Here is a 15,444-nt window from a genome sequence, read left to right as displayed (position 1 = left end):
GGACTTCGATGAAGCTGAAAGAACTTGCCGGTATCCTGCCTGTTGAAGGGACATTTCCAGGCGATCTGGAGACGGGCGGCGTTTCTTCGGACTCCCGCACGATACAGACTGGCGACATCTTCGTGGCCGTGGCCGGCACCAAGGCCGACGGCGCGGTTTATGCCGCTGACGCCGAAAAGCGTGGTGCGGCAGTGATCGTCGCCGCCAAGGGCGCGCGGTTGGGTTCTCCCTCTATCCCGGTGCTTTCGGTGGACGACCCGAGGCGTGCGCTGGCGCTGCTTGCGGCGCGCCTGTTCAGCGGCCAGCCCGAAACCATGGTCGCCGTCACCGGCACCAGCGGCAAGACTTCCGTGGCGGCATTCACCCGGCAGATTTGGGAGCGGGCGGGCTTCGCAGCCGCCAGCATCGGCACCACCGGCGTCGTCGCTCCTGGCCGCAACGAATATGGCTCGCTGACGACGCCCGATCCGGTCGAACTGCATCGCCTACTGTCGGAATTGGCCAAGGCCGGCGTGACCCATGCCTCGATGGAAGCTTCCAGCCATGGCCTGGACCAGCGCCGGCTTGATGGCGTCAAGCTTGCCGCCGGCGGCTTCACCAATCTCGGCCGCGACCATATGGATTACCATCCGACGGTCGAGGAATATCATCAGGCAAAGCTTCGCCTGTTCGACACGTTGCTGCCGAAAGGCGCGCCGGCGGTGATCTTTGCCGACGATCCGTGGTCGCAGCCGACCATCGATGCCGCCGGGGCGGCAGGGCTCGAAGTGCTGACCGTCGGCCGCCATGGCGACTTCCTGCGCCTGAAGCGCGTCGAGCATGAGCGCTATCGCCAGCGTGCGGAGATCGAAGCCGGCGGCATTATTCACGAAATCGACCTGCCGCTGGCCGGCGATTTTCAGATTTACAATGCGCTGGTCGCTGCCGGTCTTGCCATTGCTACGGGCACGGATGCTGCAAAAGCGCTTGGTGCACTCGAAAAGCTCAAGGGCGCTCCCGGCAGGCTGGATCTCGTCGGCACCACCACTGAGGGCGCGCCGATCTATGTCGACTATGCGCACAAGCCTGATGCGCTGGAGAATGTGCTGGCATCGGTGCGGCCTTTCACGACTGGCCGTGTCGTCGTGGTGTTCGGTTGCGGCGGCGACCGCGACCGCGGCAAGCGTCCGATCATGGGCGAGATCGCGACACGTCTCGCCGATGTCACCATCGTCACCGACGACAATCCACGCTCGGAAGTGCCCGAGACGATCCGCGCCGCCATTCTGGCCGCCGCTCCCGATGCCGTCGAAATCGCAGACCGCCGCGCCGCTATCCGTGAAGCGATTTCCATGCTTCACGCCGGCGATACGCTGATTGTCGCCGGAAAAGGCCATGAAGAGGGCCAGACCATCGGCGCCGAAACCTTCCCGTTCTCGGATCATGAAGAAGTGCGGCAGGCTCTCCGGGAGCTCGCGGCATGAGCTTGCTCTGGACCTCTGATGCGCTGGTTGCTGCAATGGACGGTCGCCCGCTCGGGCATATGCCTGACGGCATAACCGGCATTTCCATCGACAGCCGCAGCCTGAAGCCGGGAGAGGCGTTCTTTGCCATCAAGGGCGAGGCCATGGACGGCCATGATTTCGCAACCGCTGCGGTCAAGGCAGGTGCCGGCCTGCTGGTCGTAGCCGAAGGCAAGCTGCCGGCGCTCGGCCGGCTGACCGCGCCGATGATCGTCGTGCCGGACGTGCTGGTTGCGCTCGAAAAGGCCGGCATCGCAGCACGCGCCCGCGCGCAGGCCAAAATCATCGCGGTGACCGGCTCGGTCGGCAAGACCAGCACCAAGGAAGCGCTGCGTCACGGGCTTTCGGCTGTGGGCAAGGTGCATGCCTCGGCCGCGTCCTTCAACAACCATTGGGGCGTGCCGCTGACGCTCGCCCGCATGCCGGAAGATTGCGACTACGCCATCTTCGAGATCGGCATGAACCACGAAAATGAAATCCGCCCGCTGGTGAAGATGGTGAGGCCGCATATCGCGATCATCACCGCCATCGCGGCGGCGCATCTCGGTCATTTCAAGAGCCTCGACGATATCGCCAAGGCCAAGGCGGAGATTTTCGAAGGCATCGAGCCGCATGGCACGGCACTCATCAACCGTGACGATGCCCGCTTCAAGCTGCTGGAAAAGCTGGCGCATACGGCGGGCGTCGAAAATGTCGTCGGTTTCGGCGAGCATGTGCGGGCGCAGGTAAAACTCACCAATTTCGTGCTTCATGCCGACCATTCGATCATGACGGCGAAGGTGATGGGCCAGGAGGTCGCAGCCAAGATCGGCGCGCCCGGCCGCCACATCGTCCAGAACGTTCTGGCGGTTCTCGGTGCCGCGCAACTTGCCGGCGCAGACGTGACCAAGGTGGCTTTGGCGCTCGAAGATCTGGTGCCGGAGCGCGGTCGCGGCCAACGCCATGTGCTGCGTCACCGCGAGGGACCATTCACGCTGATCGATGAGAGCTACAACGCCAATCCGGCATCCATGAAAGCCGCGATGGCTCTGCTGGAGGCGACGCCGGTTTCGGGAGAGGGACGGCGCGTCGCGGTTCTGGGCGATATGCTGGAGCTTGGCGAGCATTCGGCGAAGCTGCACGCGGCGTTGGCCGAGCTTGTCACCGAAGGCAAGACCAATCGCGTCTTTCTCGCCGGGCCGGAGATCAAGGCGCTGGCGGAAGTTCTGCCGAGCGATTTTCACACGGAGTACCGGGCAAGCGCGCAGGACCTCAAGCCGGTTCTGATCAAGGCGATCCGTCCGGGCGACGTCATCATGATCAAATCATCGAAGGGCATCGGGTTTTCGAAACTGGTCGATGCGCTTCTCGAAAAGTTCCCGGCGCAGGCCGGAAGCACTGCAAACAGCTGATCGCGGTCCGGGGAAAGGCCTTAGATGCTTACTTTACTGGTTGATTTTGCGGACCATTTTTCGGCCTTCAACGTCTTTCGCTATATCACGTTCCGTACCGGCGGCGCGCTGATCACCTCGGCGCTGATCGTCTTCATCTTCGGGCCGATGATCATCAATTCTCTGAGGGTCAGGCAGGGCAAGGGCCAGCCGATCCGCGCCGACGGGCCGCAGACCCATTTCAAGAAGGCCGGCACGCCGACCATGGGCGGCCTGATGATCATCTCGGGCATCGTCGGTTCGTCGCTGCTATGGGCCAACATCACCAGCGCCTATGTCTGGATCGTGCTTCTGGTGACGCTGGGCTTCGGCGCGATCGGCTTCTACGACGACTATCTGAAGGTGACGAAGCAATCGCATCTAGGCTTTTCCGGCAAGGCGCGGCTGGCAATCGAATTCGTCATCGCGGCAATCGCCGGCTGGGCGATCATGCATGCGGGGCAGGAGCCATTCTCGTCCTCGCTGACATTCCCCTTCATCAAGGATTTGCTGATCAATCTCGGCTGGTTCTTCATTCCTTTCGCCTGCATCGTGATTGTGGGGGCGGGTAACGCGGTCAATCTCACTGACGGGCTGGACGGGCTGGCCATCGTGCCGATCATGATTGCGGCGGCTTCCTTCGGCGTCATCGCCTATCTCTCCGGTAACGCGGTATTCGCCGAATACCTGCAGATCCATTTCGTGCCCGGTACCGGCGAACTCGCGGTGATCCTCGGCGCAGTCATTGGCGCGGGTCTCGGCTTCCTCTGGTTCAACGCACCGCCGGCCGCAATTTTCATGGGCGACACCGGCTCACTGGCAATGGGCGGGCTCATCGGCACGATTGCGGTGGCGACCAAGCACGAGATCGTGCTGGCCATCATCGGCGGCCTGTTCGTCATGGAGGCGCTGTCGGTGATCATCCAGGTCGGCTTCTTCAAGATGACCGGAAAGCGCGTGTTCCTGATGGCGCCGATCCACCATCATTTCGAGAAGCTTGGCTGGACGGAAAGCCAGGTCGTGATCCGTTTCTGGATCATCGCGGTCATTCTTGCGCTGGTCGGCTTGTCGACCCTAAAGTTGCGGTAGAGGGTTTCATGATTCCAGCGCGCTCGTTCGGCGGCAAGCGTGTAGCGCTCTTCGGGCTTGGCGGCTCGGGGATCGCGACGGCGCGCGCGCTTATCGAAGGTGGAGCGGATGTGCTCGCCTGGGACGACAACCCCGAAAGTGTCGCCAACGCTGCCGCCAGCGGAATCAACACCGGCGACCTGCGTCAGGCCGGATGGGCCGGCTTTTCCTCCTTCGTCCTGTCGCCCGGCGTTCCGCTGACGCATCCAAAACCGCACTGGACGGTGGAACTGGCGCGTGGCGCTAGCGTCGAGGTCATCGGCGACATCGAACTGTTCGCTCGCGAGCGCATGGCGCGCGCGCCCGATTCGCCCTTCATCGCGATCACCGGCACCAATGGGAAATCGACGACCACGGCACTGACCGCCCATATCATCCAGGCGTCCGGCCGCGATACGCAGATGGGCGGCAATATCGGCCGCGCCGTCATGACGCTCGACCCGCCGAAGAGCGACCGCAACTACGTGGTCGAGTGTTCGTCCTATCAGATCGATCTGGCACCTTCGATCAACCCGACTGCGGGCATCCTGCTCAATCTGACGCCCGATCATCTCGATCGTCACGGCACGATGCAGCATTATGCTTCGATCAAGGAGCGGCTGGTCGCCGGTAGCGAGACCGCCATAATCGGCGTCGATGACATATATTGCGCCCAGATCGCCGACCGCCTGGAAAAGGCCGGCAAGGACGTCGTGCGCATCTCCAAGCGCTTGCCGCTGACCGACGGCTATTTCGCCGATGGCACCAATCTGATGGAAGCCAAACACGGCCGGTTCAGCCGCATTGGCTTCCTTGAAGGCATCGGCTCGCTGCGCGGGCAGCACAATGCGCAGAACGCGCTTGCGGCAGTCGTCGCCTGCATGAAGATCGGCCTCGATCTCGGCGAGATACAATCCGGCCTCGAAAGCTTTCCGGGCCTTGCCCATCGCATGGAGCAGGTGGCCCGCCGCGACCATGTTCTGTTCATCAACGATTCCAAGGCGACTAATGCCGATGCGGCAGCGCCTGCGCTGTCGAGCTTTTCACGCATCTACTGGATTGCCGGCGGCCTGCAGAAGGAAGGCGGCATCGAGCCGCTGCGCAGCTTCTTTCCGCGCATCGCCAAGGCCTATCTGATCGGCGAGGCGGCGCCCGCCTTTTCCGCGACGCTGGGCGAGGCGGTGCCTTATGAGATTGCCGGGACGCTTGCTTCGGCGGTGGAGCATGCCGCACGCGACGCAGCACTCGACGATGCCGGTGAGGCGGTCGTCCTGTTGTCGCCGGCCTGTGCGAGCTTCGACCAGTTCAAGAATTTCGAAATACGCGGCGCAGCCTTCAAGGAGGCCGTCGGCGCGCTCGAGAGAATAAAGCCCATTGGAGGGACACGCTGATGGCAAGCCGTCTGGACAAAAGCCCGGTCGCAATCTGGTGGCGAACGATCGATCGCTGGTTTCTCGCTGCCTTCCTGTCCTTGATGGGCCTCGGCATCATCCTGTCATTTGCGGCTAGCCCGGCGGTGGCCGAGCGCATCGGGCTCGGCAGTTTCCACTTCGCCACAAGGCAGATTTTCTTCACGCTGCCGGCACTGGCGGTGATGCTCGCGGTGTCCTTCCTTGAAGCGCGCGAGGTGAGGCGCATGGCGCTGATCATGCTGTGCATCTCGCTGGTGCTGATGGTGGCGGTTCTCTACATCGGCGTCGAGGTCAAGGGTGCGCGGCGCTGGGTGTCCTTTGCCGGCGTTTCGATCCAGCCTTCGGAGTTTTTGAAGCCGGCCTTCGTCATCGTCTGCGCCTGGCTTTTCGCCGAGCACGCGCGCCAGCCCGACATTCCGGGTAACCTCTTCGCCATGATCCTGCTCGGCGTCGTCGTGACCCTTTTGGTGGCGCAGCCGGACCTTGGCCAGACGATGCTGGCGCTCGGCACATGGGGCGTGATGTTCTTCATGGCCGGCATGCCATGGCTGTGGATCGTCGTGCTCGGCGCACTCGGTGCCGGCGGGGCGGTCGCAGCCTATACGATCTTCCCGCACGTCGCCGGCCGTATCGACCGTTTCGTCACCGGCGAGGGCGACACGTTCCAGGTCGACATGGGCCGCGAGGCGGTCATCAATGGCGGCTGGTTCGGCGTCGGACCGGGCGAGGGCACCGTCAAGCGGATCATCCCGGATAGCCATGCCGACTTCGTCTTTGCCGTTGCCGGTGAGGAATTCGGCATCGTGCTGTGCTTTGCCATCATGTTCCTGTTCGCCTTCATCGTGCTGCGCGGGCTGAACACGGCGCTGAAGGAGCAGGACGATTTCACCCGCTACGCGGTGGCCGGCCTGGTCGTCGTGTTCGGCTTTCAGTCGGTCATCAATATGGGCGTCAACCTGCAGCTTATGCCTGCCAAGGGCATGACCTTGCCCTTCATCTCCTATGGCGGTTCCTCGCTGATCGCGATCGCCATCTCCATGGGCATGGTGCTGGCCCTGACGCGAAAACGGCCGGAAAAGCGCAAGCAGGTCGGCTTCTCCGGGCTTTCCCAGCACGCCATGCCGGCGGAATGACATGGCGAGGGGGACAATACTTCTTGCCGCCGGCGGTACCGGCGGCCATCTCTTTCCGGCTGAGGCCTTGTCGCATGAACTGAAGGCGCGGGGCTGGGATGTGCATCTTGCCACCGACGACCGCGCGGGACGCTATGCCGGCAATTTTCCGGCCAAGGCTGTTCATCCCATTGCGTCGGCAACGATCGGTTCGCGCAACCCGTTCAAGGTGCTGGCGTCTTTCTGGACGATCTGGCGTGGCTTCAGGCAATCATCGGCACTGATCCGAAGGCTGAAACCGGAAGTGGTCATCGGCTTCGGCGGCTATCCGACCTTGCCTCCGGTCTATGCCGCGACGCGCCGTCGCGTGAGGACGATAATCCACGAGCAGAACGCGGTGATGGGGCGCGCCAATCGCGCGCTGGCGGCAAATGCGACGGCAATAGCCGGCGGCTTCCTGGATGAGGCTGCCAGCAGTTTCGGCGACAAGACCGTCATTACCGGCAATCCCGTCCGCCCGGCCGTGCTGGAAGCTGCGCGCACCGCTTATGCGACTCCGCTTGAGGGCGAGCCTTTCCGCCTGCTGGTTTTCGGCGGCAGCCAGGGCGCGCTGTTCTTTTCCGATGCGGTCCCGCCGGCGATAGCTGCTCTTCCTGAGGCTTTGCGCAAGCGGCTGGTCATCACGCAACAGGCCCGTGCCGAGGATGTCGCTCGCGTTACCGCTGCTTATGCCGAGCTCGGCATCGAAGCGAATGTGCTGCCGTTCTTCACCGACATGGCGGCGCGAATGGCGTCGTCGCATCTGGTGATTGCCCGTTCCGGCGCTTCGACGGTTTCCGAGATCGCTGTCATCGGCCGCCCGTCCTTGCTGGTGCCGTTTCCCTATGCGCTCGACCACGATCAGGCTGCGAATGCCGCGACGCTCTCTGCCTTGGGCGGGGCGGAGGTGCACCAGCAGGCGACGCTGACGACCGAAGTCCTCTCCGGCCTGATCGCCGGGCTGATGACGGAGCCTGACCGCCTGGTGGCGATGGCCACGGCTGCGAAGTCAGCCGGCAAACCGGACGCGGTGCGGTTGCTTGCCGACCTCACAGAGGCTATTGCGGCGAGGAAACGGATTGAAGACATAAAAGAAGGGATGCGGCCATGAAGATGCGGCAGACGATCGGCCTTGTGCATTTCATCGGCATTGGCGGCATCGGCATGAGCGGTATTGCCGAGGTGCTGCACAATCTCGGCTACAAGGTGCAGGGCTCCGACCAGTCCGACAGCGCTAACGTCCAGCGCCTGCGCGACAAGGGCATCGAGTGCTTCGTCGGTCACAAGGCCGAAAACCTCGGCGATGCCGAGGTCGTCGTCGTTTCGACGGCAATCAAGAAAACCAATCCCGAACTGGTCGCGGCGCGCGAAAAGCTGCTGCCGATCGTTCGCCGTGCCGAGATGCTGGCCGAGCTGATGCGCTTCCGGCAATCGGTCGCCATCGGCGGCACGCACGGCAAGACGACGACGACCTCGATGGTCGCCACGCTGCTCGACGCGGGCGGGCTCGATCCGACGGTCATCAATGGCGGCATCATCAACGCCTATGGCACGAACGCCCGCATGGGCGAGGGCGAGTGGATGGTGGTGGAGGCCGACGAAAGCGACGGCACCTTCCTGAAGCTGCCGGCCGACATTGCCGTGGTCACCAATATTGATCCCGAGCATCTCGATCACTACGGCTCCTTCGACAAGGTGCGCGAGGCGTTCCGGCAGTTCGTGGAGAACGTTCCGTTCTACGGCTTCGGCGTGATGTGCACTGACCATCCGGAAGTGCAGGCGCTGGTGTCGCGCATCGAGGACCGCCGTGTCATCACCTATGGCGAGAACACGCAGGCCGATGTGCGCTTCACGCGCCACCGCATGGATGGCGCGGCTTCCTTGTTCGACGTGGTCATCCGCGACCGCAAGACCGCCGAACAAACAATCATCTCCGACCTGCGCCTGCCGATGCCAGGCCGGCACAATGTTTCCAATGCCACCGCAGCCATCGCCGTTGCCCACGAACTCGGCCTGACGCCTGAAGACATCAAGAAGGGCCTGTCGTCCTTCGGCGGCGTCAAGCGCCGCTTCACGCCGACGGGAAGCTGGAACGGCGTGCAGATATTCGACGATTACGGCCACCATCCGGTCGAGATCAAGGCCGTGCTGCGGGCGGCGCGGGATGCGACGAGCGGCCGGGTCATCGCCATTGCCCAGCCGCATCGCTTCACGCGCCTGCACGACCTGTTCGACGATTTCTCCGCCTGCTTCAACGATGCGGATACGGTGATGGTCGCCCCGGTCTATGCTGCGGGCGAAGACCCGATCGAGGGTGCCAATTCGGAAACGCTGGTTTCGCGCATTCGCGCCGGCGGCCATCGCGACGCACGTCACATCGAAGGTCCCACTGCCATCGCGCCGATCGTGCGTGAACTTGCAAAGCCGGGTGATTTCGTCATCTTTCTGGGTGCGGGCAACATCACGCAATGGGCTTATGCGTTGCCGAAGGAACTCGGCGGGGATACGGCATGACGAAAGGCGCAGCGCTTCTTGCCAGGCTTGGCGACCGGCTTGCCGGTTTGCGGGGCCGCATCACGCCTGACGCTGAAATGGACAAGATCACCTGGTTCCGCGCCGGTGGACCTGCGGACGCCCTGTTCCAGCCCGCCGACGAAGACGATCTCGCGGCTTTCCTGAAGGCGGTGCCTGAAGATATCCCGCTGACGATCGTCGGCATCGGCTCGAACCTTCTTGTGCGAGAAGGCGGCATAACGGGTTTTGTCGTGCGGCTTTCGGCAAAGGGGTTCGGCGAGGCCGAGGTCATTTCTGAAACACGCATAAAAGCGGGCGCGTCCACGCCTGACAAGCGCGTGGCGGCCGTGGCGCTGGAGGCCGGCATTGGCGGCTTCCATTTCTACCATGGCATCCCCGGGGCGATCGGTGGGGCGTTGCGCATGAATGCCGGCGCCAACGGCGTCGAGACACGTGAGCGTGTCGTCGAGGTTCGCGCGCTCGACCGGCAAGGCAATCTTCACACGCTGTCGAACGAGGAGATGGGCTACGCCTACCGGCACTCCTCGGCAGCCGCGGGCCTGATTTTCACCTCGGCGCTTTTCGAGGGCTACAAGGAGGATCGCGAAACTATCCGCGCTGCGATGGATGCCGTCCAGCATCATCGCGAGACCGTCCAGCCGATCCGCGAGAAGACCGGTGGATCGACCTTCAAGAATCCGGAAGGCACATCGGCCTGGAAGGAGATCGACAAGGCCGGCTGCCGTGGCTTGATGATCGGCGGTGCGCAGATGTCGCCGATGCATTGCAACTTCATGATCAACACCGGCCATGCCACCGGTTACGATCTCGAATATCTCGGCGAGACGGTTCGGGCGCGCGTGCTTGAGAACTCCGGCATTCGCCTGCACTGGGAGATCAAGCGCATCGGCAATTTCAAGCCCGATCACGAGGTGCAGGAATTCCTGGGGCAGCTACTTTAGCAAGGCGTGATTTGCCTGCTCCAAAAACGTGCAGCGTGATCACAATCGACCTAAATTTACATAAATTGAATCAACTCGAATCCTTGGGGCTTGCCACAGAGTCAACTCTCTGATTCTTTGGACAAAAGCGTTTCCTGATTTGAGTCGTTCCCGCGCGTTCGACGCGTTTCCGTCTGGGGGGTAACCTGCCGGAGTGGGCGGATTCAATTCGGAAAAGGCTTAAGCCGAAGTCGGGTTCGGTGAGGGGATTGCAGAAACTATGACGCCTAAACACGTGGCCGTATTGTTGGGAGGGTTCTCGTCCGAACGGCCCGTTTCCTTGTCTTCCGGAAATTCATGCGCGGATGAGCTTGAGGCTGTCGGCTACCGCGTCACGCGGGTCGATGTCGGGCGTGACGTATGTTCTGTCCTTGCTGAACTGAAGCCGGATGTCGTCTTCAATGCGCTGCATGGCCCGTTCGGCGAAGACGGTACGATCCAGGGCATTCTCGAATATCTCGCCATTCCCTACACGCATTCCGGCGTGCTTGCTTCAGCTCTTGCCATGAACAAGGAGCAGGCCAAGCGGGTGGCGAAGGCTGTCGGCATTCCGGTCGCGGAATCGAAGATCGTGGATCGTTTTTCGATCGGCAACAAACACCCGATGAGTACGCCTTATGTGGTCAAGCCGGTCAGCGAAGGATCGAGCTTCGGCGTCGTGATCGTCAAGGAGGATCAGTCGCATCCGCCGCAGATCATTGGTTCGCCCGAATGGAAATTTGGCGGCACGGTCATGGTCGAGCGCTACGTGCATGGTCGCGAGCTGACCTGTGCTGTCATGGGCGATGTGGCTCTGGGGGTCTGCGAGATCGTCCCGACCGGCCATTCCTTCTATGATTATGATTCAAAATACGTTGCGGGTGGGTCAAAACACGAGGTTCCCGCTAAAATTTCACTAAATATTTACCAAAAAATACAGACACTGGCGCTTAAGGCTCACCAAGCAATCGGGTGCCGGGGCGTCTCCCGGTCGGACTTCCGCTACGACGATCGCCATTCCGAAAATGGCGAGCTTATCTGGCTCGAAGTGAATACCCAGCCGGGTATGACGCCGACGTCGCTGGTGCCCGAGATTGCTGCCCAGGCCGGGCATTCGTTCGGTGAGTTGTTGAGTTGGATGGTGGAGGACGCTTCGTGTTCGCGTTGAGGTCGGGGCAGGTGAGAAGGATGGGTTCGGCAAAGCCGGGCCTGTTTGGCATGTCCTTCTCTATCGACGGCTTCGTGCTTCCGCGCTTGCTGCGCCGGCCGGTGCGCCTGTTCGCGCGGCTGGGTCAGGGCGATTTCACGCCGCCGCCGTTTTCCGCGACGATTGCCTCGGCGATCTTTCTTTCAGCGAGCGGCCTCTATGGCGCCTATGTTGGCGGGCATATGCCGGCTCTCGTGCAGGGCATCACCGCGCGCAGCGGCTTTGCCGTCGATCAGATCAAGGTGGTCGGCCATCGCGAGACTTCGGAGATCGATGTCCTCGACAAGCTGGAGCTTGACGGCTGGACGTCGCTGATCGGCTTCGATGCCGATGAAGCGCGTGAGCGCATTGCCAAGCTGCCCTGGGTCGAGGTTGCTTCGGTCCGCAAGATCTATCCCAACACGCTTGAAGTGAAGATCGAGGAGCGCAAGGCCTTCGCCATCTGGCAGCATGGCAGCCAGCTTTCGATCGTCGAGGAAAACGGCAATGTGATTGCGCCGTTCTCGGGTGGTCGCCATGTCGCGCTGCCGCTGGTCGTCGGTTATGGTGCGGCCGAGTGCGCTTCCGGCTTTATCGCCAAGATCAAGCAGTTTCCGGAGCTGGCCTCGCGGGTAAAGGGTTATGTCCGGGTTTCCGAGCGTCGCTGGGATCTGCGGCTTGAAAACGGCATCACCGTCAAGCTGCCGGAATATGGCGAAGACACCGCGCTCGCCGATCTCGTCAAGATGGACCACGACACCGGCCTGCTGTCCCGCGACATAGCCGGCGTCGACATGCGCCTCTCCGACCGGCTGGTCGTGCAGCTCACGCCCGAGGCGGTCGAGCGCCGCGAAGCTGCGCTCAAAGAGCTTCTGAAATCACCCAAGAGCAAGCTGGAGAAAAGAATATGAGCTTGCTCGGCGGTCCAAAAGACGGCTCTGCCCACCGCTCCGGTATCGTCACCGTGCTCGATGTCGGCTCCAGCAAGGTCTGCTGTGTGGTCGCCAAGCTCAAGCCTGCGCCCGAAAGCCAGTTGCTGCGCGGCCGCACCCACCAGGCCAAGGTCATCGGCATCGGCCATCAGAAATCGCAGGGCGTGAAGTCTGGCGTGGTCGTCGATCTGGATCGCGCTGAGCATGCCGTGCGGCTGGCGGTCGATGCTGCCGAGCGCATGGCTGGACTTACCGTCGACTCGCTCATCGTCAATCTCACCGCAGGCCGGCTGAAGAGCGAAACCTTTTCGGCAACGATCAATCTCGGCGGACACGAAGCTTCGGCCGGCGACATCAAGCGCGTTCTGGCAGCCGGCGCAAAGCAGGCGCTGAAGGCCGAGCGCGAGGTCGTTCATTCGCTACCGGTGGCATTTTCGCTCGATGCCGAACGCGGCGTGCGCGATCCGCGCGGCATGGTCGGCGACACGCTCGGCGTCGATATGCATGTGTTGACCGGCGATTCCGCGCCGCTGCGCAATCTCGAGCTTTGCATCAACCGCTCGCATCTTTCGGTCGAGCGTATGGTTGCAACGCCCTATGCAAGCGGGCTTGCCGCACTCGTCGATGACGAGCTCGAAATGGGTGCGGCCTGCATCGACATGGGCGGCGGCACGACCACCATCTCGCTCTTTGCCGATGGCAAGTTCGTTTACGCCGACGCCATCCCGGTCGGCGGCAGCCACGTCACCATGGATATGGCCAAGGGCCTCTCGACGCGCCTTGACGATGCCGAGCGGCTGAAGGTGATGCATGGTTCGGCGCTGCCCGGCAGCGCTGACGATCGCGATCTGGTCACCGTCCAGCCGATCGGCGCCGATGATACCGAAGTGCCGCTTCAGGTGCCGCGCTCGGTGATGACGCGCATCATCCGTGCCCGCATCGAAGAGACGCTGGAAATACTGCGCGACCGGCTGAACAAATCAGGCTACGGCAATGCCGCCGGCAAGCGAGTCGTGCTGACGGGTGGCGCAAGCCAGCTTGCCGGTCTGCCGGAAGCGGCGCGCCGCATTCTGGGCCGCAATGTGCGCATCGGCCGGCCGCTCGGCGTGGCCGGGTTGCCGGAGGCGGCAAAAGGACCGGCGTTCGCAACGGCGGTGGGCCTTCTGATCTACCCGCAAGTGGCGGGCTTCGAGATCAATAAGACGAGTGGGATTTCTGGACTACGCATGACCGGGACGGGCGGAAAACTGCATCGCATGAGTCAGTGGTTGAGAGACAGTTTCTAGAGTTTGACGGGGATTGCCCCATAACGGCCGCGGCGGCGAAGCGGCGGGAAAGGCGAAAAGGACAAGGACAATGACGATCAATCTGCAAAAGCCGGACATAACCGAGCTGAAGCCGCGCATCACCGTTTTCGGTGTCGGCGGCGGCGGCGGCAACGCAGTCAACAACATGATCACCGCAGGACTTCGCGGCGTCGAATTCGTCGTGGCCAACACCGATGCCCAGGCGCTTACGATGTCGAAGGCCGATCGCCTGATCCAGCTTGGCGCCCACGTTACCGAGGGTCTCGGCGCGGGTTCCCAGCCTGAGGTCGGTCGCGCCGCCGCCGAAGAGTGCATCGACGAGATCATCGATCATCTGACGAACACCCATATGTGCTTCGTCACCGCCGGCATGGGCGGTGGCACTGGTACGGGTGCTGCTCCTGTCGTTGCCCGCGCAGCGCGCGAAAAGGGCATCCTCACCGTCGGCGTCGTCACCAAGCCGTTCCATTTCGAAGGCCAGCGCCGCATGAAGACGGCGGATATGGGCATCGAGGAACTGCAGAAGTGCGTCGATACCCTGATCGTCATTCCGAACCAGAACCTGTTCCGGCTCGCCAATGACAAGACGACATTCGCCGACGCCTTCGCCATGGCCGACCAGGTGCTCTATTCGGGCGTTGCCTGCATCACCGACCTGATGGTCAAGGAAGGCCTGATCAACCTCGACTTCGCCGACGTCCGTTCGGTGATGCGCGAGATGGGCAAGGCGATGATGGGCACCGGCGAAGCTTCGGGCGAGGGCCGCGCGATGGCCGCTGCCGAGGCTGCGATCGCCAACCCGCTGCTCGACGAGACCTCGATGAAGGGTGCGAAGGGCCTGCTGATCTCGATCACCGGCGGCCGCGACCTCACCCTGTTCGAAGTCGACGAAGCGGCAACCCGTATCCGCGAGGAAGTCGACCAGGATGCCAACATCATCCTTGGTGCGACCTTCGACGAGGAACTCGAAGGCGTCATCCGCGTCTCGGTCGTGGCGACCGGCATCGACAAGACGGCTGCCGAAATCGCAGCCGCCCCGATCGCCATCCGCCCGCCGATGAAGCCGGCGCCGCGTCCGGCGGCAATTGTCGAGCAGCGTCCAGCGGCCCCCGTGCAGCAGGTCGTCCAGGAAGCGCCGCGCGCTGCCGATCCGGTGGCCGATGCGATCCGCATGGCCGAAGCGAATGCCGCCGCAATGGCAGCACCCCGCCCGGTCGCCGTTCAGGACGATTTCCGCCCGCAGAGCAAGCTGTTCCAGGCTCCGCCGCCTGCCGCTCCCCAGCCGCAGCCGGTCCAGCAGCAGCCGATGGCAGCTCCTGTGCAGCTGCGTGAACTGCCTCAGCAGCCGGTGGCCGCCGCTCAGCCCCGGATGCCGCGTGTCGAAGACTTTCCGCCGCTGGTGAAAGCCGAAGTGGAAGCCAAGGCCCGTGCTCCCGAGCAGCATCACGAAAGCGGCCCGATGAGCCTCTTGAAGCGCCTGACCAACGGCCTGACCCGCCGCGAGGAAGAGCCCGCACGCCTGCAGCCGGCACAGCCGCGCGAACCGAAGCTGCGCCAGCAGGCTCCGGAGCTGCGCCGCGCGGCCAGCCAGGACCCGTCGCTCTACGCGCCGCGCCGTGGCCAGCTTGACGAACATGGCCGCCTCGCGCCGCAGCAGCGGGCCGTGCAGGAAGACGATCAGTTGGAGATTCCGGCATTCCTGCGCCGGCAAGCCAACTGAACCGTTAACGGAATGTAACAGATATTAACGGGCAGGCGCGTGAGCGCCTGCCCGTTAACTTTTTAAATTGAATGAAAACAAATGCTTGGTGTGTTAAGGGCCTCTTAATTCGCCGTAACACGGGGTAAAAAACCGTGATTTGGAGTCTTCCCCGCGCGTCACTATCTTCCGTCTCGAATGGAGTCGGTGTGCGCGAATCTGCGGGGAACTGTTCCCGTATGCCG

12 protein-coding genes are annotated in these 15,444 nt (G+C 62.8%); all 12 read left to right on the top strand.

Features of this window, described 5'->3' with window-relative positions:
• Nucleotides 1-8 precede the first annotated feature (8 nt).
• The 12 genes from G6N74_RS07970 to ftsZ all read left to right on the top strand — a co-directional run bounded on the left by G6N74_RS07970 (nucleotide 9) and on the right by ftsZ (nucleotide 15,220).
• A complete protein-coding gene (locus G6N74_RS07970; protein WP_165116116.1) occupies nucleotides 9-1,463 on the top strand; it encodes a UDP-N-acetylmuramoyl-L-alanyl-D-glutamate--2,6-diaminopimelate ligase in 1,455 nt (484 codons plus the stop codon).
• On the top strand, nucleotides 1,460-2,893 hold the full coding sequence (locus G6N74_RS07965; protein ID WP_165116114.1) for a UDP-N-acetylmuramoylalanyl-D-glutamyl-2,6-diaminopimelate--D-alanyl-D-alanine ligase: 1,434 nt from the start codon (nucleotides 1,460-1,462) through the stop codon (nucleotides 2,891-2,893). Before G6N74_RS07970 ends, G6N74_RS07965 begins: the two co-directional genes overlap by 4 nt.
• Nucleotides 2,894-2,917: 24 nt before the next feature.
• A complete protein-coding gene (gene mraY, locus G6N74_RS07960) occupies nucleotides 2,918-4,000 on the top strand; it encodes a phospho-N-acetylmuramoyl-pentapeptide-transferase (RefSeq protein ID WP_165116112.1) in 1,083 nt (360 codons plus the stop codon).
• Between the two features lie 8 nt (nucleotides 4,001-4,008).
• Complete coding sequence (gene murD, locus G6N74_RS07955; protein ID WP_165116110.1) at nucleotides 4,009-5,409, top strand: UDP-N-acetylmuramoyl-L-alanine--D-glutamate ligase; 1,401 nt, start codon at nucleotides 4,009-4,011, stop codon at nucleotides 5,407-5,409.
• Nucleotides 5,409-6,563 carry a putative lipid II flippase FtsW gene (gene ftsW, locus G6N74_RS07950; protein ID WP_165116108.1) on the top strand — a complete coding sequence of 385 codons (1,155 nt, stop codon included), beginning with the start codon at nucleotides 5,409-5,411 and terminating at the stop codon, nucleotides 6,561-6,563. Before murD ends, ftsW begins: the two co-directional genes overlap by 1 nt.
• Before the next feature lies 1 nt (nucleotide 6,564).
• Nucleotides 6,565-7,692, top strand: a complete 1,128-nt coding sequence (gene murG / locus G6N74_RS07945) for an undecaprenyldiphospho-muramoylpentapeptide beta-N-acetylglucosaminyltransferase (RefSeq protein WP_165116106.1) — start codon at nucleotides 6,565-6,567, stop codon at nucleotides 7,690-7,692.
• Nucleotides 7,689-9,095: a UDP-N-acetylmuramate--L-alanine ligase gene (gene murC, locus G6N74_RS07940; RefSeq protein ID WP_165116104.1), complete on the top strand. Its 1,407-nt coding sequence runs from the start codon at nucleotides 7,689-7,691 to the stop codon at nucleotides 9,093-9,095. The genes murG and murC overlap by 4 nt, the downstream gene beginning before the upstream one ends.
• On the top strand, nucleotides 9,092-10,057 hold the full coding sequence (murB, locus tag G6N74_RS07935) for a UDP-N-acetylmuramate dehydrogenase (RefSeq protein WP_165116102.1): 966 nt from the start codon (nucleotides 9,092-9,094) through the stop codon (nucleotides 10,055-10,057). The genes murC and murB overlap by 4 nt, the downstream gene beginning before the upstream one ends.
• A gap of 259 nt (nucleotides 10,058-10,316) precedes the next feature.
• Nucleotides 10,317-11,243, top strand: a complete 927-nt coding sequence (locus tag G6N74_RS07930; RefSeq protein ID WP_165116100.1) for a D-alanine--D-alanine ligase — start codon at nucleotides 10,317-10,319, stop codon at nucleotides 11,241-11,243.
• A complete protein-coding gene (locus G6N74_RS07925; RefSeq protein WP_165116098.1) occupies nucleotides 11,231-12,172 on the top strand; it encodes a cell division protein FtsQ/DivIB in 942 nt (313 codons plus the stop codon). The genes G6N74_RS07930 and G6N74_RS07925 overlap by 13 nt, the downstream gene beginning before the upstream one ends.
• On the top strand, nucleotides 12,169-13,479 hold the full coding sequence (gene ftsA, locus G6N74_RS07920; protein ID WP_165116096.1) for a cell division protein FtsA: 1,311 nt from the start codon (nucleotides 12,169-12,171) through the stop codon (nucleotides 13,477-13,479). Before G6N74_RS07925 ends, ftsA begins: the two co-directional genes overlap by 4 nt.
• Before the next feature lie 70 nt (nucleotides 13,480-13,549).
• The gene (gene ftsZ, locus G6N74_RS07915; protein ID WP_165116094.1) at nucleotides 13,550-15,220 is read left to right on the top strand and encodes a cell division protein FtsZ; all 1,671 of its coding nucleotides are present in this window, start codon (nucleotides 13,550-13,552) and stop codon (nucleotides 15,218-15,220) included.
• Nucleotides 15,221-15,444 lie beyond the last annotated feature (224 nt).

It is taken from the genome of Mesorhizobium zhangyense (assembly GCF_011045115.1).
GTDB lineage: Bacteria > Pseudomonadota > Alphaproteobacteria > Rhizobiales > Rhizobiaceae > Mesorhizobium_M > Mesorhizobium_M zhangyense.
Note: the sequence above shows the minus strand (reverse complement) of the source record. Positions and strands in the feature narration are given on the sequence as shown.

What these genes read in the sequence shown, in the direction of transcription:
- mraY (WP_165116112.1), top strand. Translation starts at nt 2,918, where the DNA reads ATGCTTACTTTACTGGTTGATTTTGCGGACCATTTTTCGGCCTTCAAC.
- G6N74_RS07970 (WP_165116116.1), top strand. Translation starts at nt 9, where the DNA reads ATGAAGCTGAAAGAACTTGCCGGTATCCTGCCTGTTGAAGGGACATTT.
- ftsZ (WP_165116094.1), top strand. Translation starts at nt 13,550, where the DNA reads ATGACGATCAATCTGCAAAAGCCGGACATAACCGAGCTGAAGCCGCGC.
- murD (WP_165116110.1), top strand. Translation starts at nt 4,009, where the DNA reads ATGATTCCAGCGCGCTCGTTCGGCGGCAAGCGTGTAGCGCTCTTCGGG.
- G6N74_RS07930 (WP_165116100.1), top strand. Translation starts at nt 10,317, where the DNA reads ATGACGCCTAAACACGTGGCCGTATTGTTGGGAGGGTTCTCGTCCGAA.
- murB (WP_165116102.1), top strand. Translation starts at nt 9,092, where the DNA reads ATGACGAAAGGCGCAGCGCTTCTTGCCAGGCTTGGCGACCGGCTTGCC.
- G6N74_RS07965 (WP_165116114.1), top strand. Translation starts at nt 1,460, where the DNA reads ATGAGCTTGCTCTGGACCTCTGATGCGCTGGTTGCTGCAATGGACGGT.
- ftsA (WP_165116096.1), top strand. Translation starts at nt 12,169, where the DNA reads ATGAGCTTGCTCGGCGGTCCAAAAGACGGCTCTGCCCACCGCTCCGGT.
- ftsW (WP_165116108.1), top strand. Translation starts at nt 5,409, where the DNA reads ATGGCAAGCCGTCTGGACAAAAGCCCGGTCGCAATCTGGTGGCGAACG.
- murC (WP_165116104.1), top strand. Translation starts at nt 7,689, where the DNA reads ATGAAGATGCGGCAGACGATCGGCCTTGTGCATTTCATCGGCATTGGC.
- murG (WP_165116106.1), top strand. Translation starts at nt 6,565, where the DNA reads ATGGCGAGGGGGACAATACTTCTTGCCGCCGGCGGTACCGGCGGCCAT.